The 16172-nt window shown below is 43.2% G+C and carries 18 protein-coding genes; 3 read left to right on the top strand and 15 right to left on the bottom strand.

The features are described from left to right. Positions 1 to 55 precede the first annotated feature (55 nt). The 3 genes from HGJ91_RS15785 to HGJ91_RS15775 all read right to left on the bottom strand — a co-directional run bounded on the left by HGJ91_RS15785 (position 56) and on the right by HGJ91_RS15775 (position 2703). On the bottom strand, positions 56 to 1273 hold the full coding sequence (locus HGJ91_RS15785; RefSeq protein WP_291348808.1) for an outer membrane beta-barrel protein: 1218 nt from the start codon (positions 1271 to 1273) through the stop codon (positions 56 to 58). A gap of 52 nt (positions 1274 to 1325) precedes the next feature. Next, positions 1326 to 1775, bottom strand: a complete 450-nt coding sequence (locus tag HGJ91_RS15780; protein ID WP_291348807.1) for a hypothetical protein — start codon at positions 1773 to 1775, stop codon at positions 1326 to 1328. A gap of 187 nt (positions 1776 to 1962) precedes the next feature. Then, a complete protein-coding gene (locus tag HGJ91_RS15775; RefSeq protein WP_291348806.1) occupies positions 1963 to 2703 on the bottom strand; it encodes a CpsB/CapC family capsule biosynthesis tyrosine phosphatase in 741 nt (246 codons plus the stop codon). Positions 2704 to 3143: 440 nt separating this feature from the next. Here HGJ91_RS15775 and HGJ91_RS15770 point away from each other — a divergent pair, with 440 nt between their 5' ends. Both HGJ91_RS15770 and HGJ91_RS15765 read left to right on the top strand, forming a co-directional pair. Then, positions 3144 to 3908 (top strand): ATP-binding protein, encoded by a 765-nt coding sequence (locus HGJ91_RS15770; RefSeq protein ID WP_291348805.1) that lies wholly within the window; start codon positions 3144 to 3146, stop codon positions 3906 to 3908. After that, positions 3908 to 4570, top strand: a complete 663-nt coding sequence (locus tag HGJ91_RS15765; RefSeq protein ID WP_291348804.1) for a response regulator transcription factor — start codon at positions 3908 to 3910, stop codon at positions 4568 to 4570. The genes HGJ91_RS15770 and HGJ91_RS15765 overlap by 1 nt, the downstream gene beginning before the upstream one ends. A gap of 24 nt (positions 4571 to 4594) precedes the next feature. On the opposite strand, the gene tviB is transcribed toward HGJ91_RS15765, so the two are convergent. From tviB to HGJ91_RS15710, 11 genes are all read right to left on the bottom strand, one after another. Continuing rightward, complete coding sequence (tviB, locus tag HGJ91_RS15760) at positions 4595 to 5863, bottom strand: Vi polysaccharide biosynthesis UDP-N-acetylglucosamine C-6 dehydrogenase TviB (protein WP_291348803.1); 1269 nt, start codon at positions 5861 to 5863, stop codon at positions 4595 to 4597. Positions 5864 to 5958: 95 nt separating this feature from the next. Next, positions 5959 to 6357 carry a type II toxin-antitoxin system VapC family toxin gene (locus tag HGJ91_RS15755; RefSeq protein WP_291348802.1) on the bottom strand — a complete coding sequence of 133 codons (399 nt, stop codon included), beginning with the start codon at positions 6355 to 6357 and terminating at the stop codon, positions 5959 to 5961. After that, positions 6354 to 6593 (bottom strand): type II toxin-antitoxin system Phd/YefM family antitoxin, encoded by a 240-nt coding sequence (locus HGJ91_RS15750; protein WP_291348801.1) that lies wholly within the window; start codon positions 6591 to 6593, stop codon positions 6354 to 6356. The genes HGJ91_RS15755 and HGJ91_RS15750 overlap by 4 nt, the downstream gene beginning before the upstream one ends. A 55-nt stretch (positions 6594 to 6648) precedes the next feature. Further along, on the bottom strand, positions 6649 to 7569 hold the full coding sequence (gene rfbD, locus HGJ91_RS15745) for a dTDP-4-dehydrorhamnose reductase (RefSeq protein WP_291348800.1): 921 nt from the start codon (positions 7567 to 7569) through the stop codon (positions 6649 to 6651). After that, the gene (gene rfbC, locus HGJ91_RS15740) at positions 7566 to 8129 is read right to left on the bottom strand and encodes a dTDP-4-dehydrorhamnose 3,5-epimerase (RefSeq protein ID WP_291348799.1); all 564 of its coding nucleotides are present in this window, start codon (positions 8127 to 8129) and stop codon (positions 7566 to 7568) included. The genes rfbD and rfbC overlap by 4 nt, the downstream gene beginning before the upstream one ends. A 2-nt stretch (positions 8130 to 8131) precedes the next feature. Then, on the bottom strand, positions 8132 to 9007 hold the full coding sequence (gene rfbA / locus HGJ91_RS15735) for a glucose-1-phosphate thymidylyltransferase RfbA (protein WP_291348798.1): 876 nt from the start codon (positions 9005 to 9007) through the stop codon (positions 8132 to 8134). Beyond that, entirely contained in the window at positions 9004 to 10083 is a 1080-nt protein-coding gene (gene rfbB / locus HGJ91_RS15730) for a dTDP-glucose 4,6-dehydratase (RefSeq protein ID WP_291348797.1), read from the bottom strand. Before rfbB ends, rfbA begins: the two co-directional genes overlap by 4 nt. Before the next feature lie 12 nt (positions 10084 to 10095). Further along, positions 10096 to 11256 (bottom strand): ATP-binding protein, encoded by a 1161-nt coding sequence (locus tag HGJ91_RS15725; RefSeq protein WP_291348796.1) that lies wholly within the window; start codon positions 11254 to 11256, stop codon positions 10096 to 10098. Between the two features lie 145 nt (positions 11257 to 11401). Further along, positions 11402 to 12343 (bottom strand): GDP-L-fucose synthase, encoded by a 942-nt coding sequence (locus HGJ91_RS15720; protein WP_291348795.1) that lies wholly within the window; start codon positions 12341 to 12343, stop codon positions 11402 to 11404. Then, complete coding sequence (gmd, locus tag HGJ91_RS15715; RefSeq protein WP_291348794.1) at positions 12336 to 13421, bottom strand: GDP-mannose 4,6-dehydratase; 1086 nt, start codon at positions 13419 to 13421, stop codon at positions 12336 to 12338. Before gmd ends, HGJ91_RS15720 begins: the two co-directional genes overlap by 8 nt. A gap of 158 nt (positions 13422 to 13579) precedes the next feature. Continuing rightward, positions 13580 to 13924 carry a MarR family EPS-associated transcriptional regulator gene (locus tag HGJ91_RS15710; protein ID WP_291348793.1) on the bottom strand — a complete coding sequence of 115 codons (345 nt, stop codon included), beginning with the start codon at positions 13922 to 13924 and terminating at the stop codon, positions 13580 to 13582. A gap of 136 nt (positions 13925 to 14060) precedes the next feature. Between HGJ91_RS15710 and HGJ91_RS15705 the strand changes: the two genes are divergently transcribed. Further along, positions 14061 to 15254: a D-alanyl-D-alanine carboxypeptidase gene (locus HGJ91_RS15705; protein WP_291348792.1), complete on the top strand. Its 1194-nt coding sequence runs from the start codon at positions 14061 to 14063 to the stop codon at positions 15252 to 15254. 14 nt (positions 15255 to 15268) lie between these two features. Here HGJ91_RS15705 and HGJ91_RS15700 read toward each other — a convergent pair. Then, a partial coding sequence (locus tag HGJ91_RS15700) for an NAD-dependent epimerase/dehydratase family protein (protein WP_291348791.1) occupies positions 15269 to 16172 on the bottom strand: 904 nt, incomplete at its 5' end.

The raw sequence follows: 16172 nt of genomic DNA, 5'->3' as shown, positions 1-16172 counted from the left end.
TTATTGTGGTTATTGAGCTCAATAACCACAATAAGGAAAGCCTGACCCCGTTAGATTATTTTGAACCCAGGTTGTAATTGAACTTTATATTAAACATTACATATTTATTGTCAAAATCTCTGCCGGCTTCGTTGGAGTCCCTGTCTTCTATGCCCCCTTCAAGGCCAAGGGTGAAAAAATCATTGATCAGGTAGTCCGCACCTGCAGACAGCAACCAGCGATCATCTTCTCTGACGGAGGTTTCATAATCAGAATTCTGGAACCAGCCGGCCAGGGTACAATTGATTTTTCCCAGGAACAAATGGGTAACCCTGGCATCAAAGCGGGTTGCATTGTAATAGTCATCCCCTGATCCTGAATCGTTCAGGTTGCCGCCTATGGCCAGGTATATGGAGCTTTTGGGGATTCCCGCGGCATCGGGCGGGTTCTGGCCTGTTATGGAAAACTTCCAGACAAATTGATCAATATCTCCGGATGCAACTGTTTGATCAAAATCCCTTGCATGATAACCGGCACCGGCGCTGACTGTAAAATAATTAAACTGATGGCTTACATTGACCATGACCTGGTCTGAATCATAATCTGATGAGGTTTCGTCGTAATCACGGCTCCATGTCTGGTAATCCAGATTAAAGAAGGTTCCGGGGTTAAGGTAGTAAAACAGGGTAAAGGTTCCCCTGTTCTCGTCAGAGTCTTCACCTTCTCCAGCCGCATCATTTGAATAGTCTGTGATAAGGTTGGTGTATTTAAGTCCAAGACCGAACTTTTCACCAAAATTATACACCAGTCGGGGTGAAAAACTGTTCATGGTGTATTCATACCTGTCAACTGCATTGGAACTGGTATCGGCACTTGCCGGGTCACTGCTTTTAATGAACAGGTTATCCATCCCCAGGAGCAGGTGGTCTGTGGTCTGGGTCTGAGCTCTGAACAGTGCCCTGTGTGCTACATAATCATAATCATCGGCTTTTAACTGGCCGGCAGGAATTGTATCCTGGTCATCATACCGTAATATATTGGCAAAATAATCAAGAGAAACCAGGCTTTTGTCCGTGGTATAACCGAATTTAATACCCGGTTTGACATTGTAGGTATGTACTCGTTTTTCATTGGTTTCTGATTTGTGGAAGTTGGAATCTGTCCGCATTCCAATTTCTATGATGGGTTCGATTACCATCCGTCCCTGGGCAAAAACACTTTGGGCAGTAAAACCAAGGATCAGGCAAAGCATCAACGAGTATCGTAAAATTAATAAAGGTATTTTAAATTTCATCTTAAATTCTCCAAATTAAATTATAATTTATATCCCAATTTATAATTTTACATCAAGTTGGGCTTGCCGGCTGTTCGTCCTGAATGATCGGTCTTTCGAGTTCGGGTTCAGGTTCGGGTACAAATTTGGGTACTACAGGCACAGGTTTGTCTTCCTGTAGAGCCTTCTTTACAGCGTCTTTGATTTCTATCACGTACTCGGGGACAACTTCTGTTACTGCTTCCACAATCGCTGCTGCTGCCGCAGGAACTGCTCTTGCTACTTCAGCAGCAATAGCTGCTGCTTCAGCAGGGGGTGCTATTCGTGCTATGGCTGCCGCTATGATTGCTGCCCGGTCGGGGTCCGCTGCAGCAAATACAGCAGCTATTTCTGCATTGGTACCACCTTGTGCAGCTATTTTTTTCGCTTCTGTTATGGATTCCGGCGTAGCCCCGATTTCCAGGCCAACTGCATCTATTTGTTCATTTGTCATTACTGCAAAGGCAGACGGTATACCTATCATTGATATTGATATGCATACCAACGTTAAAAATAATACAATTTGAAACCTTTTTGGGGTTTTCATTTTCTCCTCCTGTTTCTGAACAATTAAACTAATTTTTCTTTTTCATATCTTTACATTTTAAAAATTCTTCATTGATTTTTTCATATTGCTTAATGGACATATTATAAAAAAATATAGATTTCAATCAGGGTAAACCCTGATTTTTGCAAAAAAGATTCTCAGCCTCTTCCAGAATTACAGCCGGGTTTTCATGGGTGATCATGTCAGCCTTTGTTCTGCCGAGAAGTCTGATCAATTTTTTTCTGGCATCTGCCATACGGTATCTGCGGCCCGGATGGATGTCAGAGCCCAGGCAGAAAACCTGATCCATGACCGCCATGGTCTTTGCCGCTTTCATGGAAAATCTTCCAAAGTCACCTGAAAGGCTTGCTGCCGTAATCTGGATGACAGCGCCATTATAAGTAAAATCACTTATCAGCCCGGGCTTGTTCAGAATCATGGGATTTCTTTCCGCATGGGCAATGATAGGGGTTACACCCCGATCTTTGAGTTGTCGGATCATCATGGAAACAGCTTTTATCATGAACATGGCGGGCAGTTCAATGAGAAGCCATCTGCCTGAGTTGTTAAGCGTAAGAAGGTTGCCTTTGTCATATTCCATAACAAGGTCGTGGTTGAGCCGAATTTCTGCTCCGGGCAAAACCCTTGTTGAAATGCCTTTTGCGTTTAATGCATCTGTCAGGGCGTCACAGGATTGGAGTATATTGTCTTTTGTACTGTTAAAAACGCCGTCACAGGCATGGGGGGTTGCAAAAATGGTATCCACACCCTGGCCGGCAGCTTTTTTAACAAACCCAATGGATTCTGATAAATCGTCTGCCCCGTCATCAATTGCCGGAAGAATATGGGAATGGGTATCAATCATTTATTGTAAAAATCTCCGCTGTTAGCTTGGCGCCGCACGTCCAGGTAAAATCTTTGAACATAGCTCCGCCCTGTCGGTTACAAGTTGCAATACTTTGAAAGAAAAGGTTTAAAAGTATTGCAATACAAAAACCAATGCGTTGCACAGTTGAAATTATGAAAATTATATTCATTGTAACCATTAAAAATATTTGTTGCTGACTTTATTTAATAAAAAAACATTTGTAAAGAATTTTCGCTCAAAAGGTTTAGATAAAGACGTCTTGGGAGTTTTTCTAGGTATAAACCCCTAGGGATTTATCTTAAAATGACTGAGAATTCTCAAATTATCCATATGCCATTCTCCGAAAAAAAACCTTTGTTCAGGCAAAACAGCTTATGTGATCATCTGAATTTTTTCTTGCCCAAACCTGATTCGGTTGGTATATTTTCACATATCATATGACTGAAAAATCCACATATAAAGAATTAGAACAAGAGCTTCAGCGTCTTAAGCAGGCTGATGAGAAGTTAATTGAAATGAATAAAACACTTGATAAAAGGGTTAAAGATAGAACCAGTGATCTGAAACGATCGGTTGACTATCTTGCTCTTTCAGAGGAAAAAATACGCAAATCAATTGCTTCAGATCTTCATGATAGTGTCGCCCAAAATCTTGCCCTCAGTATTTTTAAATTAAAAAACATGAGGGACTCAGGTACGCCGGTTAATCTGGAAAACATTATCGAAATAGAAAAATTTCTTGAACAGTCTATTAAAGAGCTCCGCTCGTTGATTTGTCAGCTTAGCCCACCATTTTTAAATGATTTTCAAATCGGTATGGCTTTGGAAGCTTTAATTGAAGAATATAATGATAAATACCAAACTGATATAAACTATATCAATAATACGAATGATCCTCTTTTTACATCTCATCCAGTGAGAGTAACATTATATAGATCTGCCAATGAGTTAATTGATAATATTATAAAGCATTCCGGATCAAAAAATGGTGAGGTTGAACTATCAAAAAATAAGAATGCCACTTTATTAAGGGTTGAGGATCATGGAGTCGGGGTTGATTTAAACAAACTGAAAAACAACACTTCTTACGGTTTTGGAATACAAGATATTTCTGAGCGAATTAATAGTCTGGGGGGCAAGGTTGAATTATTTTCAAAGGTCGGCAAAGGCATGAAGATATTAATCTCGTTTCCTAAAACATAATGGAAAAAAAGATAAAAATAATTATTGCGGACGATCATACGATTCTCCGGCATGGAATTTGTCAGGCATTTGATATGGAAAAGGACTTTACAGTGATTGGCCAGGCTGATTCCGGAAGGTTGGCGGTAAGCCTTGCATTAGAGCATTGTCCTGATATTGTGCTCATGGATGTCAGCATGCCTGATTTGAACGGTATAGAAGCAACCAAACAAATACTGGCAAATAATTCTAATGTTAAGGTGATTGCGCTTTCCATGTATTCTGACAAAATATATGTGATGGGAATGTTGAATGCCGGCGCTTCAGGGTATCTTTTAAAATCGTGCTCCTTTAAAGAATTAGTAAATTGCATTCACACCGTTTTATCGGGGGAATTATGTTTTTGCCCGGAGGTAACAGGTCACCTGAACACAAATAGAGAGGGTCTCTTTGTTGCTGATAACAAGGCTTCAGTTTTTTCATTATTATCAAACAGGGAAAGAGAGGTGTTGCAGTTGATTGCAGAAGGGCATAAAACCAAGAAGATTGCCCAAAAATTAGGTATCAATACCAAAACAGTCGAAACTCACCGGACAAATTTGAAAAACAAATTAAATATTCACAGTATTGCAAGGTTAACCAAACTTGCGATAACTGAAGGCATCACATCGTTTAATATTTGATCCTCCCCCGATGCGGTATTGTCGTTATAATCTTCCATCTGCCTCATCTGCATTCAGGATATACTTGATGTCGTATAACACATGGTTTTTCCGGCCCAGCTGCCGGATTGTGTCCGCTCCCATCTCTTTGAATTCATTATGGGCAACCGCCAGAATAATGGCGTCGTATTTCCCTTTTTCCGGTGCTTCAACCGGGGTTATGCCATATTCGTGCTGTGCCTCTTCTCTGTCTATCCAGGGATCATAGACATCCACCTTACAATTAAAACTTTTGAACTCTTTGACAAGATCAATCACACGAGTGTTGCGCATGTCCGGGCAGTTTTCCTTAAAGGTCAGCCCCATGATGAGGATATCGGCATCCACAACATGAATTCGTTTTTTTGTCATCAGTTTTGACACCTGATCCGCCACATAACTGCCCATGCTGTCGTTCAGACGACGCCCGGCCAGGATAATCTCCGGATGATAGCCCACTTCAACTGCCTTGTGGGTCAAGTAGTAGGGATCGACACCGATACAGTGGCCGCCGACAAGACCGGGACGGAATGGCAGAAAGTTCCATTTGCTGCCTGCGGCCTCAAGCACTTCCTGGGTATCAATATTGAGTCTTTTAAAGATCAGGGCCAATTCATTGATCAGGGCGATGTTGATATCGCGCTGTGTGTTCTCGATGACCTTGGCGGCTTCCGCTACTTTGATGCTGCCGGCTTTATGGGTGCCCGCAGTAATAATGGTCTGATAAAGGGCGTCCACCTTATCTGCAATCTTTGGGGTTGATCCTGAGGTCACCTTCTTTATGGTCGTAATGCAGTGTTCTTTATCGCCGGGATTAATTCTCTCCGGGCTGTAGCCACAGTAGAAATCCTGATTGAATTTCAGACCTGAGTACTGCTCCAGTATGGGGACACACACTTCTTCTGTGACACCCGGATATACAGTGGACTCATAGATAACGATATTGCCGCTGCTGAGGCGTTTTCCTAACATTTCACTTGCTTTGACAAGCGGGGTCAGGTCCGGACGTTTGTGTTTGTCAACAGGAGTTGGCACCGTGACAATGTAGATATTGCAGTCACGGATCTCATCCGGATTTGCTGTATACTTAAGCTTTGCTGCCCGGCTTAATTCTTCCGGATCAACCTCAAGCGTGCTGTCCCTGCCCTGTTCAAGCTCTTGAATCCGTGCTTCATTGATGTCAAAACCAATGGTCTTGAATTTCCTGCCGAATTCCACTGCCAGCGGCAGACCTACGTAACCAAGACCGATCAGGGCTATTTTATCTGGGGTCATTTTTTTTCCTTTGATTTTTGCCGCGGATTTACACGATTTTTTTGCCGCGGATTTACGCTGATTGGCGCGGATTTCTTATAAGGGGATCAAGGACTTCACCAAAAAGTTCTAAGCCCAAGTTTATGATATTCTTTGAAACCGCGATCCTTTGTTACCAAGATCATTTTTCGCTGAATAGCCTGCCAGATAATAATACGGTCAAACGGATCCTTGTGTGTGAGCCTTGGCAATTTATAGAAAGTAGATGCTTCAGCAGCAGTGATCGGCAAAATTTCCAGACTCATCTGATCGGCAAAATCAGGCAAGTCTTCCGGCTTTACTCCAGTCAATTCGAGTTTTCCAAGGGCATACTTCAAGGAAATTTCCCAGAATGTAACCACACTGACAGCCACGTCATTGTTCGGAGACTTTATTTCATGGATTACTGTCTCGCTCAATTTATCGGGGGTAAAAAGCGACCATAAAAACACATGGGTATCCAGTAATAAGTTCACAAGGCAAGCATTTCTTTCTCACTAATCTCAAAGTCATCATGGATTATGCATCCGGCCCGATCCTTAAGTAAGCCAAGGCTTCTTTCCTGTGTAGAGGCATAGGTTGAATATGGGACAATTACAGCGACTTTTTCCCGTTTTTTGCCATAACTTATAACAATTTTCTGGCCGCTTCTTATTTTTTTCAAAACTTCCGAAAAACCGGTTTTCAATTCTCCTATCGTAAGTGTCTGCATATGCGCCTCCTCATGGTAACCATTTACTCAATATTACACAGTACTTGACAAGTTGTCAAGAACGAAAAAACAACGAATTGCCGGGGTCAGGCTCCGTAAAATTGCTGTTTTGCCTTAGCATCGTTGCTAAACTCTCTTGCCATTGTGCAGGGCTGATACCAAAATTCTTCGTCAACATAGAACAATCCATAACCGAATTGAGCGGTCTTCTGGCGGGTGTTGGATATTCCGCAGTGGTAACCGGTATTACCTTTTTTATTAAAAACGAATCGTATTGCCTTGCCAATTCAAATATTTTTTCCGCAAACCCGTGCCATGTAGTTTTACCTTTGCTGCAATAGTGATACGTCCCCCAGGGGATATTATGTCTTTTTTTAATTTGTCCTGCAATTGTCAGGATGGCTTCGGCAAGATCAGCCGCGCAGGTGGGACAGCCGTATTGATCAGCCACTACTCTCAGGGTTTCTTTTTCTTTTCCAAGGCCCAGCATGGTTCTTACAAAATTATTTCCGTGAATGCCATAGAGCCATGCAGTGCGGATGATGATATGTTCTTTTAAGAGGGTTCTTACTCTGATTTCTCCCTGGGCCTTGCTTTTGCCGTAAATACCGAGGGGTGATATTGAATCGGTTTCCAGATAAGGTTGCTCTCTGGTGCCGTCAAAAACATAGTCTGTGGAAATATGGATAAGCGGAATTTTCGCTTCAGCGCAGGATGAGGCAAGGTAAGCCGGGCCGTCACAATTTATTGCAAAGGCTGTTTCCGGTTCTGATTCAGCCTTGTCAACAGCTGTATAGGCGGATGCATTGATCACCAGGGACACGTCGGGTTGATTTACGATAGCCTTTACCGCAGCAGAATCGGTTATATCAAATTCGGGGATGTCTGCAGGGATGATATCAAAACCATGGCTTTTTCCTCTTTTGCACAATTCCCAGCCTAGCTGACCACTGGAACCTGTTATTAATATTTTCATGGTAATCCTCTATACTCCGGCAGACAATCAGGCGGGATATCTTTCAGGCAAGGGGAGTGGCTGTCTTTGGGTGACAGCAGCGGATCTTTAACCGGCCAGTCAATTCCAATGTCAGGATCAGACCAGAAAATACCTTTTTCACTTTCCGGGGCATAAAAGCTGCTGCACTTATATACCACAAGGGCGGTATCACTGATCACGCAGAATCCATGGGCAAAACCCTGGGGAATAAAAAGCTGGTTTTTGTTTTCATCTGACAGGTGTGCCCCTGCCCATTGACCAAATGAAGGCGATCCTTGACGAATATCTACAGCCACATCATAAATCTCCCCTTTGAGTGCCTGAACCAGTTTGGCCTGGGCATTGGGGTACTGGTAATGCAATCCTCTTAGAGTGCTCCTGGCTGAATATGAAAGATTGTCCTGAACAAAGGATTGATCCAGGCCTTTGGCTGCATATTTTTCCCGGTGATAGGTCTCCATGAAAAAACCGCGGTTGTCTTTAAAAATATCCGGCTGGATGATTAAGGTACCGGGTAAAGATGTTTCCAGAACTTTCAATATTAATTCCCTTCATGCTTCAGTATTTCGATAAGATACCGGCCATATCCGTTTTTATACATCGGCCGGGCAATTTTTCTGACCTGTTCGCTGTCAATGTATCCCATGCGGTATGCAATTTCTTCAACACAGGCGATCTTCAGTCCCTGGCGTTTCTCTATGGTTTCTATATATCCGCTCGCATCAAGAAGTGATTCATGGGTGCCGGTATCAAGCCATGCAAACCCCCTGCCGAGTTTTTCCACACGCAGCGCTCCTGCGGCAAGATAGGCACTGTTGATATCTGTAATTTCCAGCTCTCCACGGGGTGACGGTTTAAGGTCAGCGGCCATGTCAAGCACTTTGTTATCATAAAAATAAAGGCCGGTCACAGCCCAGCTGGATTTTGGATGGTCTGGTTTTTCCTCAATATCCACGGCAGTTCCGTTTTCATCAAAACTTATGATGCCGTATCGTTCCGGGTCTTTGACCCAGTAACCAAATACGGTTGCACCCTGTTCCTGTAAAACCGCACTCTGGAGTTTTTCAGACAGGTTATGTCCATAAAAAATATTGTCACCCAGAACCAGACAGACATTGTCTGTTCCCACAAAATCACGGCCGATGATAAATGCCTGTGCCAGTCCGTCAGGGCTTGGCTGCTCTGCAAAATCAAGGGACAGGCCCAATTGCGAACCATCCCCCAGAAGTTCCCTGAAGCGTGGCAGGTCTACAGGAGTAGATATGATGAGGATTTCCCTGATTCCGGCCAGCATGAGTACGGAAAGCGGATAATATATCATGGGTTTGTCATATACCGGCAGCAGCTGTTTGCTGACAACGCGTGTGATCGGATAAAGGCGCGTTCCTGAGCCGCCGGCAAGAATGATGCCCTTCATGAATTTACTCCCCGATGCTGATAATTCTGTTTGATCCATTTACGATACTCGCCACTTTGGACTGAATCAACCCATTCCATGTTGTTTAAATACCAGTCAACAGTGGATTCCAAAGCGTCTTCCAGGGTACGGGCCGAAGTCCAGCCAAGGTCTGTTTTTATCTTTGTTGCGTCAATGGCATAGCGTCTGTCATGACCGGGCCTGTCTGTAACAAACTGAATAAGCCATCTGCCCGACTTGTCGCCGGAACGTCCCAGGCGGTCATCCACAAGGTCGCAGAGCAGATGTACTATCTCGATATTTTCCCGTTCAGCGCCGCCTCCGATATTGTATGTTTCACCGGGTGTGCCCTTTTCCAACACGGTGATGAGGGCATCACAATGATCCAGAACATACAGCCAGTCACGGATATTTTTCCCGTCACCATAAACCGGCAACGGTTTTTCTTTAATTATGTTCAAGATGGTAAGGGGTATTAATTTTTCAGGAAACTGGTATGGCCCGTAATTGTTAGAACAATTGGTAACAAGTGTAGGAAGGCCGTATGTCCGGAAATATGCCTTGACAAAGTGATCTGAGGAAGCCTTTGAGGCTGAATACGGGCTTGACGGGTCATAGGGGGTTTGTTCCGCAAAGTATCCATCAGGGCCGAGGCTTCCATACACCTCGTCCGTGGATATATGAAGGAACCTGAATTCATCGGACATTTTTTTGTCCTTCCGGAATTTGCGGCAGGCTTCAAGAAGCCTGAACGTGCCCATGACATTTGTCTGTGCAAAATCTTCAGGTCCCTGTATGGATCGATCCACATGAGACTCTGCGGCAAAATGGATAATGCCGTTGAAAATATATTTCGAAAACAGGCTGTCAAGAAGCGTTGCGTCGCATATGTCTCCCCGGACAAAGTGATATCTTCCGGCTATACCAGGATCAAGGTTTTCAAGGTTTGCCGGATTCCCTGCATAGGTAAGCGCATCAAGATTTACAATGTTCCAATCCGGCCTTGCAGTCAGGGCATGACGTATAAAATTTGTACCGATGAAACCGGCTCCGCCGGTGATTAGATAGTTTTTCATTTTAAGATCATTTCATTTTGGGATCAGGCCTGGCTTATTGTCAATATCTCCACATCTTATCTTATTTAACGGTCGAACCATAATTTTATCTGTCACAGGATATTCTTCTTTTCCGGGATATACGACCCATAAATAATCCAGGGAAAGATCTTTAACCGCAATGTGCATTGATTTTGTGATCCCGGGTGCTTCATTAAATTTAAATTCAACACCATAGCGCTTTCCTTTCCGAAAAAACAAAAGGTCAAGTTCCGCCCCGCTATGGGTAGCCCAAAAATATGCTTCAGCCGGGTGTATAATCTGCAGCACCTGTTCCAGGGCAAATCCTTCCCAGGACGCTCCCAGTCGAGGATTACCCGTCAGGCTGTGATAGTCCGGTATATTTAACAGGCTGTGCAGCAGTCCTGAGTCTCTGAAATATATCTTAGGGGACTTCACCTGGCGTTTGCGCAGATTTTCGTGCCATGGCTGAAGCTGACGGACCATGAAGGTGGCTGTGAGAATATCAAGGTATGACCGGACCGTTTTATCGCTCAGCCCCATTGATCTGGCAAGGTCTGAAGCATTCCATGTCTGACCGTGAAAATGGGCCAGCATTGTCCAGAATCGCCGCATTGCTGCTGAGGCAATTGTAATGCCCAGCATTGGAATATCACGCTCAAGAAATGTTCGTATAAATCCATCTCTCCATGCCCGGCTGTCAGACTCTGAGGCAGCCAGAAAAGAGCGGGGAAATCCGCCCCGAAGCCATAATTGCTCAATATTATTTATTTCCTGAATATTGAACCCTGCAAGCTCAATAAATTCAACCCTGCCGGCCAGTGTTTCGGAAACATTCCTGATAATGTGGGGAGAGGCGCTGCCCAGAACTAAAAAATGCTGCCGGTTTTCAGGTCTGTCCACCAAGACCCGCAATATATTGAACAATCCCGGCATGATTTGAATTTCATCAAGAATAATCAGTCCCTGAAGAGAATTGAGTATCAACTCCGGATTTTGTAATCTTTGTTGATCTGCCGGCGATTCCAGATCAAAGTAGTGGGACTTATGCTGCCTGCCGAATATGCGCGCGAGTGTTGTTTTTCCACACTGTCTTGGGCCGAGAAGTGCTGTGACAGGAGATCTTTTTGCGGCGGTTGCAAGACATGCTGAATAATAATCTCGTTTAATCATACCGGCACCTTATCATTGAAAATTCGGAGTGTCAATCCGAATTTTCAATGATAATATGAGGACTCCGTAAATTACCGGCGGCAAGGTAAGCGTGAAAACCGGAGGCTTCTTTTTGTTACTCATTATTTTGAAACAGCGGGTGCCTTCAAAGCGTTGCATACCACTCATAAACCTGGCTGATGCCATTATTCAAATTTATTTTCGAATGCCAGCCAAGATTTTTCATTTTTGAAACATCCAGCCGTTTCTGCGGAGTGCCATCGGGTTTTGATGTGTCATAAAAAATATCTCCCTTAAAGCCTGTAATCTTTTTTATCAGCTCTGACAGCTCCCTGACAGTAAGATCTGTTCCCGTGCCGATATTGAAAAGCGGAGACTCTTTTAACGACAGTTTATCATCAGGGACATTCATCAAATGGATGCAGGCTTCTGCCAGGTCATCCACATGGAGAAATTCACGCTTTGGTTCGCCCGTGCCCCAGATGGTTACAGCGTCTGCGCCGGATTGTTTTGCTTCATGAAATTTTCTTATCAGAGCCGGCAGGACATGGGAGGTTTCAAGATCAAAATTATCATTGGGACCATAAAGATTTGTGGGCATTACCGGGATAAACTTTGTATTGTATTGTCTGTTATAGGCCCGGCACATCTCAATGCCGGCTATTTTTGCCGTTGCATAGGCTGAATTTGTGGGTTCAAGCGGACCGGTCATGAGATATTCCTCTTTAATGGGCTGGGGGCAGTTTTTGGGATAGATACAGGATGAGCCCAGGAAAAGAAGTTTTTTAATCTTGTGGACATGGCTTTGATGGATGATATTGTTCTGGATCATCAGGTTTGTATAGATGAAGTCAGCAGGATAGGTGTCGTTCGCTAATATACCGCCTACCTTTGCTGCGGCAAGAAAAACATATCCGGGTTTGTGTGTCTCAAAATAGTCGGCGACTGCCTGCGGGTCCATGAGTTCCAGTTCTGAATGAGAGGGAGCCAGAATATTTGTGCAGCCCTGTTTTTTTAAACAGCGGATGATGGCTGAACCGGCAAGGCCGTTGGCACCGGCTACGAAAATTGAATTGGGTTTATTCATTATAGTTGTATGTCTGAAACCCTGCGCGCTGGCAGAGTTCGTCCTTTTTTGCTTCTTCAAGATCTGCTCTGGCCATTTCCGTTACCAGTTCGTCAAATGTTGTTTCGGGTGCCCAGCCCAGTTTTTCCTTTGCTTTTGAAGGATCGCCCAAGAGTGTTTCAACTTCTGTCGGTCTGAAGTATTCAGGGTCAACGGCAACAATTATTTTGCCTGTTGCGGTATGATATCCTTTTTCATCTTTTCCCGATCCTTTCCAGGAGATATCAATGCCCAGTTTTTTTGCTGCGAGATTAACGAAATCCCTTACTGAGTGCTGCTCACCGCTTGCAATGACAAAATCATCAGGGGCTTCCTGCTGTAGCATGAGCCACTGCATTTCCACATAATCCCTGGCATGGCCCCAGTCCCTTTTTGCATCAAGATTACCCAGGTAAAGGCAATCCTGGAGATTCAGGCTGATGCGGGCAAGTGCTCTGGTTATCTTGCGGGAGACAAAGGTTTCCCCGCGCAAAGGGGATTCATGATTGAACAGAATGCCGTTGCAGGCATACATTCCATAGGCTTCTCTGTAATTGACTGTTATCCAGTAGGCATAGAGCTTTGCTGCGCCATAAGGACTTCTGGGATAAAAAGGGGTTTTCTCCGTCTGAGGGACTTCCTGAACCTTTCCGAAAAGTTCTGAGGTTGAGGCCTGGTAAAACCGGGTTTTCTTTTCAAATCCAAGCAGTCTTATCCCTTCCAGGATGCGCAAGGTACCAAGCCCATCTGTATCAGCCGTGTATTCCGGAGATTCAAAGGATACAGCCACATGGCTCTGGGCGGCCAGGTTGTAAACCTCGTCCGGTTGCACCTGCTGGAGTATCCGGATGAGATTTGTCGAGTCTATGAGGTCTCCATAGTGAAGGATAAAATTCCTGTCTTTTACATGGGGGTCCTGGTAGAGGTGGTCTATCCTGTCTGTATTGAACAGAGACGCTCTTCTCTTGATACCATGGACTTCATACCCTTTTTTCAGAAGAAACTCTGCAAGGTATGCGCCGTCCTGGCCGGTAATTCCTGTTATCAGTGCTTTTTTCATAATTGGGGTCAGGCTTTCTTTATTGTCGTTATTGAGGGTTGGGTTTTGGATACTTTACCCGGCTCCGCCCCTTCACTTACATAGCAAAATGAACCTAACCGGTTATAATTATTAACTTTTTGTTTAAACATCAGAGATTTTGCAGTCCGGAACTGGAATCAGCCAATCTTTTCTCCAGCTTCCTGTCTCGCTTTTGCAATCTCCTGCTCCAGCCTCTCATACTCTTTCATCTTTCGTTTGATAAAATTAAGAGTGATGCGTTTTTTCTCCTTTATCCCATCAGGGGTAAGAAGATAGAGATAGCCTTTTTTGCTCTTACTTTTCTTGAAATTCTCCATCTTGACAATACCCTTCCGGACAAAAGCAGACAGGACATAATTGACCTTACCTACACTTACGCCAACCTTTTCCGCCAGTTCAAGCTGTGTAAATTCACTTCTTGAGGCAATCTCCCGCAAAAGATAATATTCTACGTCCCGGTTGAATTTGTTCTTTTTATTCACGATATGAATTTCTAAACCAAACAAAAGCTGTTGTCAAGGAAGAAAAGAATAACGACAATAAAGAAAGCCTGACCCCAAATCTTTCTGACCCCAAATCTTTACGGGTAATTTCTCATTTTTTATGGTACGGATAAAAATGATTGATAAAAGAACAGGCGTGGGGGTTATATTTTTTTTAATAGTTTGTATTACCGGCTTATTGATCAGTCCCTGTATTTATGCAGAAAACATGAACACCGGTATTATTTTAGCTGATGACCAGGGGAACATCCTCTTTGATCAAAACAGGGAAAAGCGATTTGTTCCGGCCTCAATTTTAAAAATCCTGACCAGCCTTGCCGCCATCCATACCCTTGGTGAAACTCATCGTTTCTCAACTGAATATTTTTTTGATGCAAATTCAAACAACCTTTATATCAAGGGGTCTGGAGATCCCTTATTTATTTCTGAAGTGATTGAAAATCTGTGCCGTGAAATAAGTTTAAAAACTAAACTTATCCATCATATCATTCTTGACCAGACATATTTTGCAGGGCAAATCCTGATCCCGGGCAAAGGAAATTCTTTAAATCCCTATGATGCTCCTGTCGGGGCTTTATGTGCTAATTTCAATACTATTATGTTTAAATGGGACAGCCGAAAAAACAAGTTTGTCAGTGGAGAACCTCAGACGCCGCTGCTTCCCGTCTTTCTTAAAGACATTAAAAAAACAAATCTTACGCAGGGCAGAATAATTCTTTCAAAACAGCAGAGTCTGTTGTATCCGGGTCTGTTGATGAAATATTTTTTTGAAAAAAACAATATTAAAATTACCGGGTCTGTTTTGCAGGGAACGTTTAAAGACAAAGAAAGGGGGAAAGGCTCTTTTATTTCTCCTTTTGAAATAAAAGAGGTCGTGCAAAAGCTTTTAACATACTCCAATAATTATATTGCAAATCAGCTATTATTGACCCTTGGCGCAAAAGTATACGGGACACCGGCCACACTTGAAAAGGGGCTCAAAGCGGTCAGGCTGTTTTCAAAACAAAATTTAAAACTGGGGCATCTTACCATTTCAGAAGGATCGGGCATTTCAAGATCAAACCTGATCTCTCTGGACCAGATGCTGAAAATTCTTCTTGAATTTATGCCGTATCATTCATTATTAAAGTGCCGGGATAATGATTTTTTTAAAACCGGAACTCTTTCAGGGGTCAGAACCCGTGCAGGATATATCCTGGGAAATGACAACAGGCTTTACCCCTATGTCATTATGGTTAACCAGAAAAACAAAACCTGTGAATCAATTCGAAAAAATCTTCTCAATATGGTTTCTCAGGTTAGCGATTAAGCGCTTTTCTTAAATCATTTAACAACATTTTTTTTCAGATACCATTGAACAGTTTTTTGAATCCCCTCATCCACAGAGACCTTTGGTCGCCACCCTATCTGCCTCCTGATCTTTCCTGAATCCACTATCAAACTCCCCCATAAACGCTCATATATCTCTTGTTTGCCTGAAAGGGTCAATAAAGCCTTGAAAACTGGTACCGGAAAATAAAACAACCGAGGATTTCTTCCCATCACATTTGATATTTTTTTCAATAGCTGTGGTATTGATAAAGCCTGATCATCGCTGACAATAAAAGTTTCTCCACCCGCCTTTGCATGGACGGCACATTCAGCAATGGCATCGACCAGGTTATCAATTGCAATAAAACTTCTTTTATTTTTTATACCTGCAAAAGGCAATGGCAACCCTGTATTAACAAGATTTAACAACCTTAAAAAATTGGCTTTCACGTCTGGCCCATATACCAGAGGTGAACGAATAATAACGACCTCCATATTTGTATTTGCTTCTAATTTTTTTAAGGCCTGTTCTGCTTTTAGTTTTGAGACACTATAGCTGTTATGAGGATTCTCTACATCTGCCTCGGTATATGCCATTCCATTTTTCGTTGATTTCCCGTTTACACCAATGGAACTGATAAAAACAAATCGTTTGACCCCGCTTTTAACCGCCTGTTCCGCAAGGTTCCTTGTGCCATGGAAATTAATATCCAAAAATTCATTGTGCCTGTCATGAACGCTTTTGGTGATTATATGTGCGCGTGCCGCCAGATGAATGACAACATCAATATCTTTCAGGGTTTTTCCAAAATCTGTTTTACCATTCAAAGTATCAAAATAACGAACCTGATCAAATAAATGGTTTTTATCAAACTCATCAGAATGCTTTCTTCGGACAGCACATGTGATGTGATGC

The organism is Desulfobacula sp. (assembly GCF_014237455.1).
Lineage (GTDB): Bacteria > Desulfobacterota > Desulfobacteria > Desulfobacterales > Desulfobacteraceae > Desulfobacula.
The sequence above is the reverse complement of the archived record's forward strand: the minus strand, read 5'-3'. Positions and strand labels throughout refer to the sequence as shown.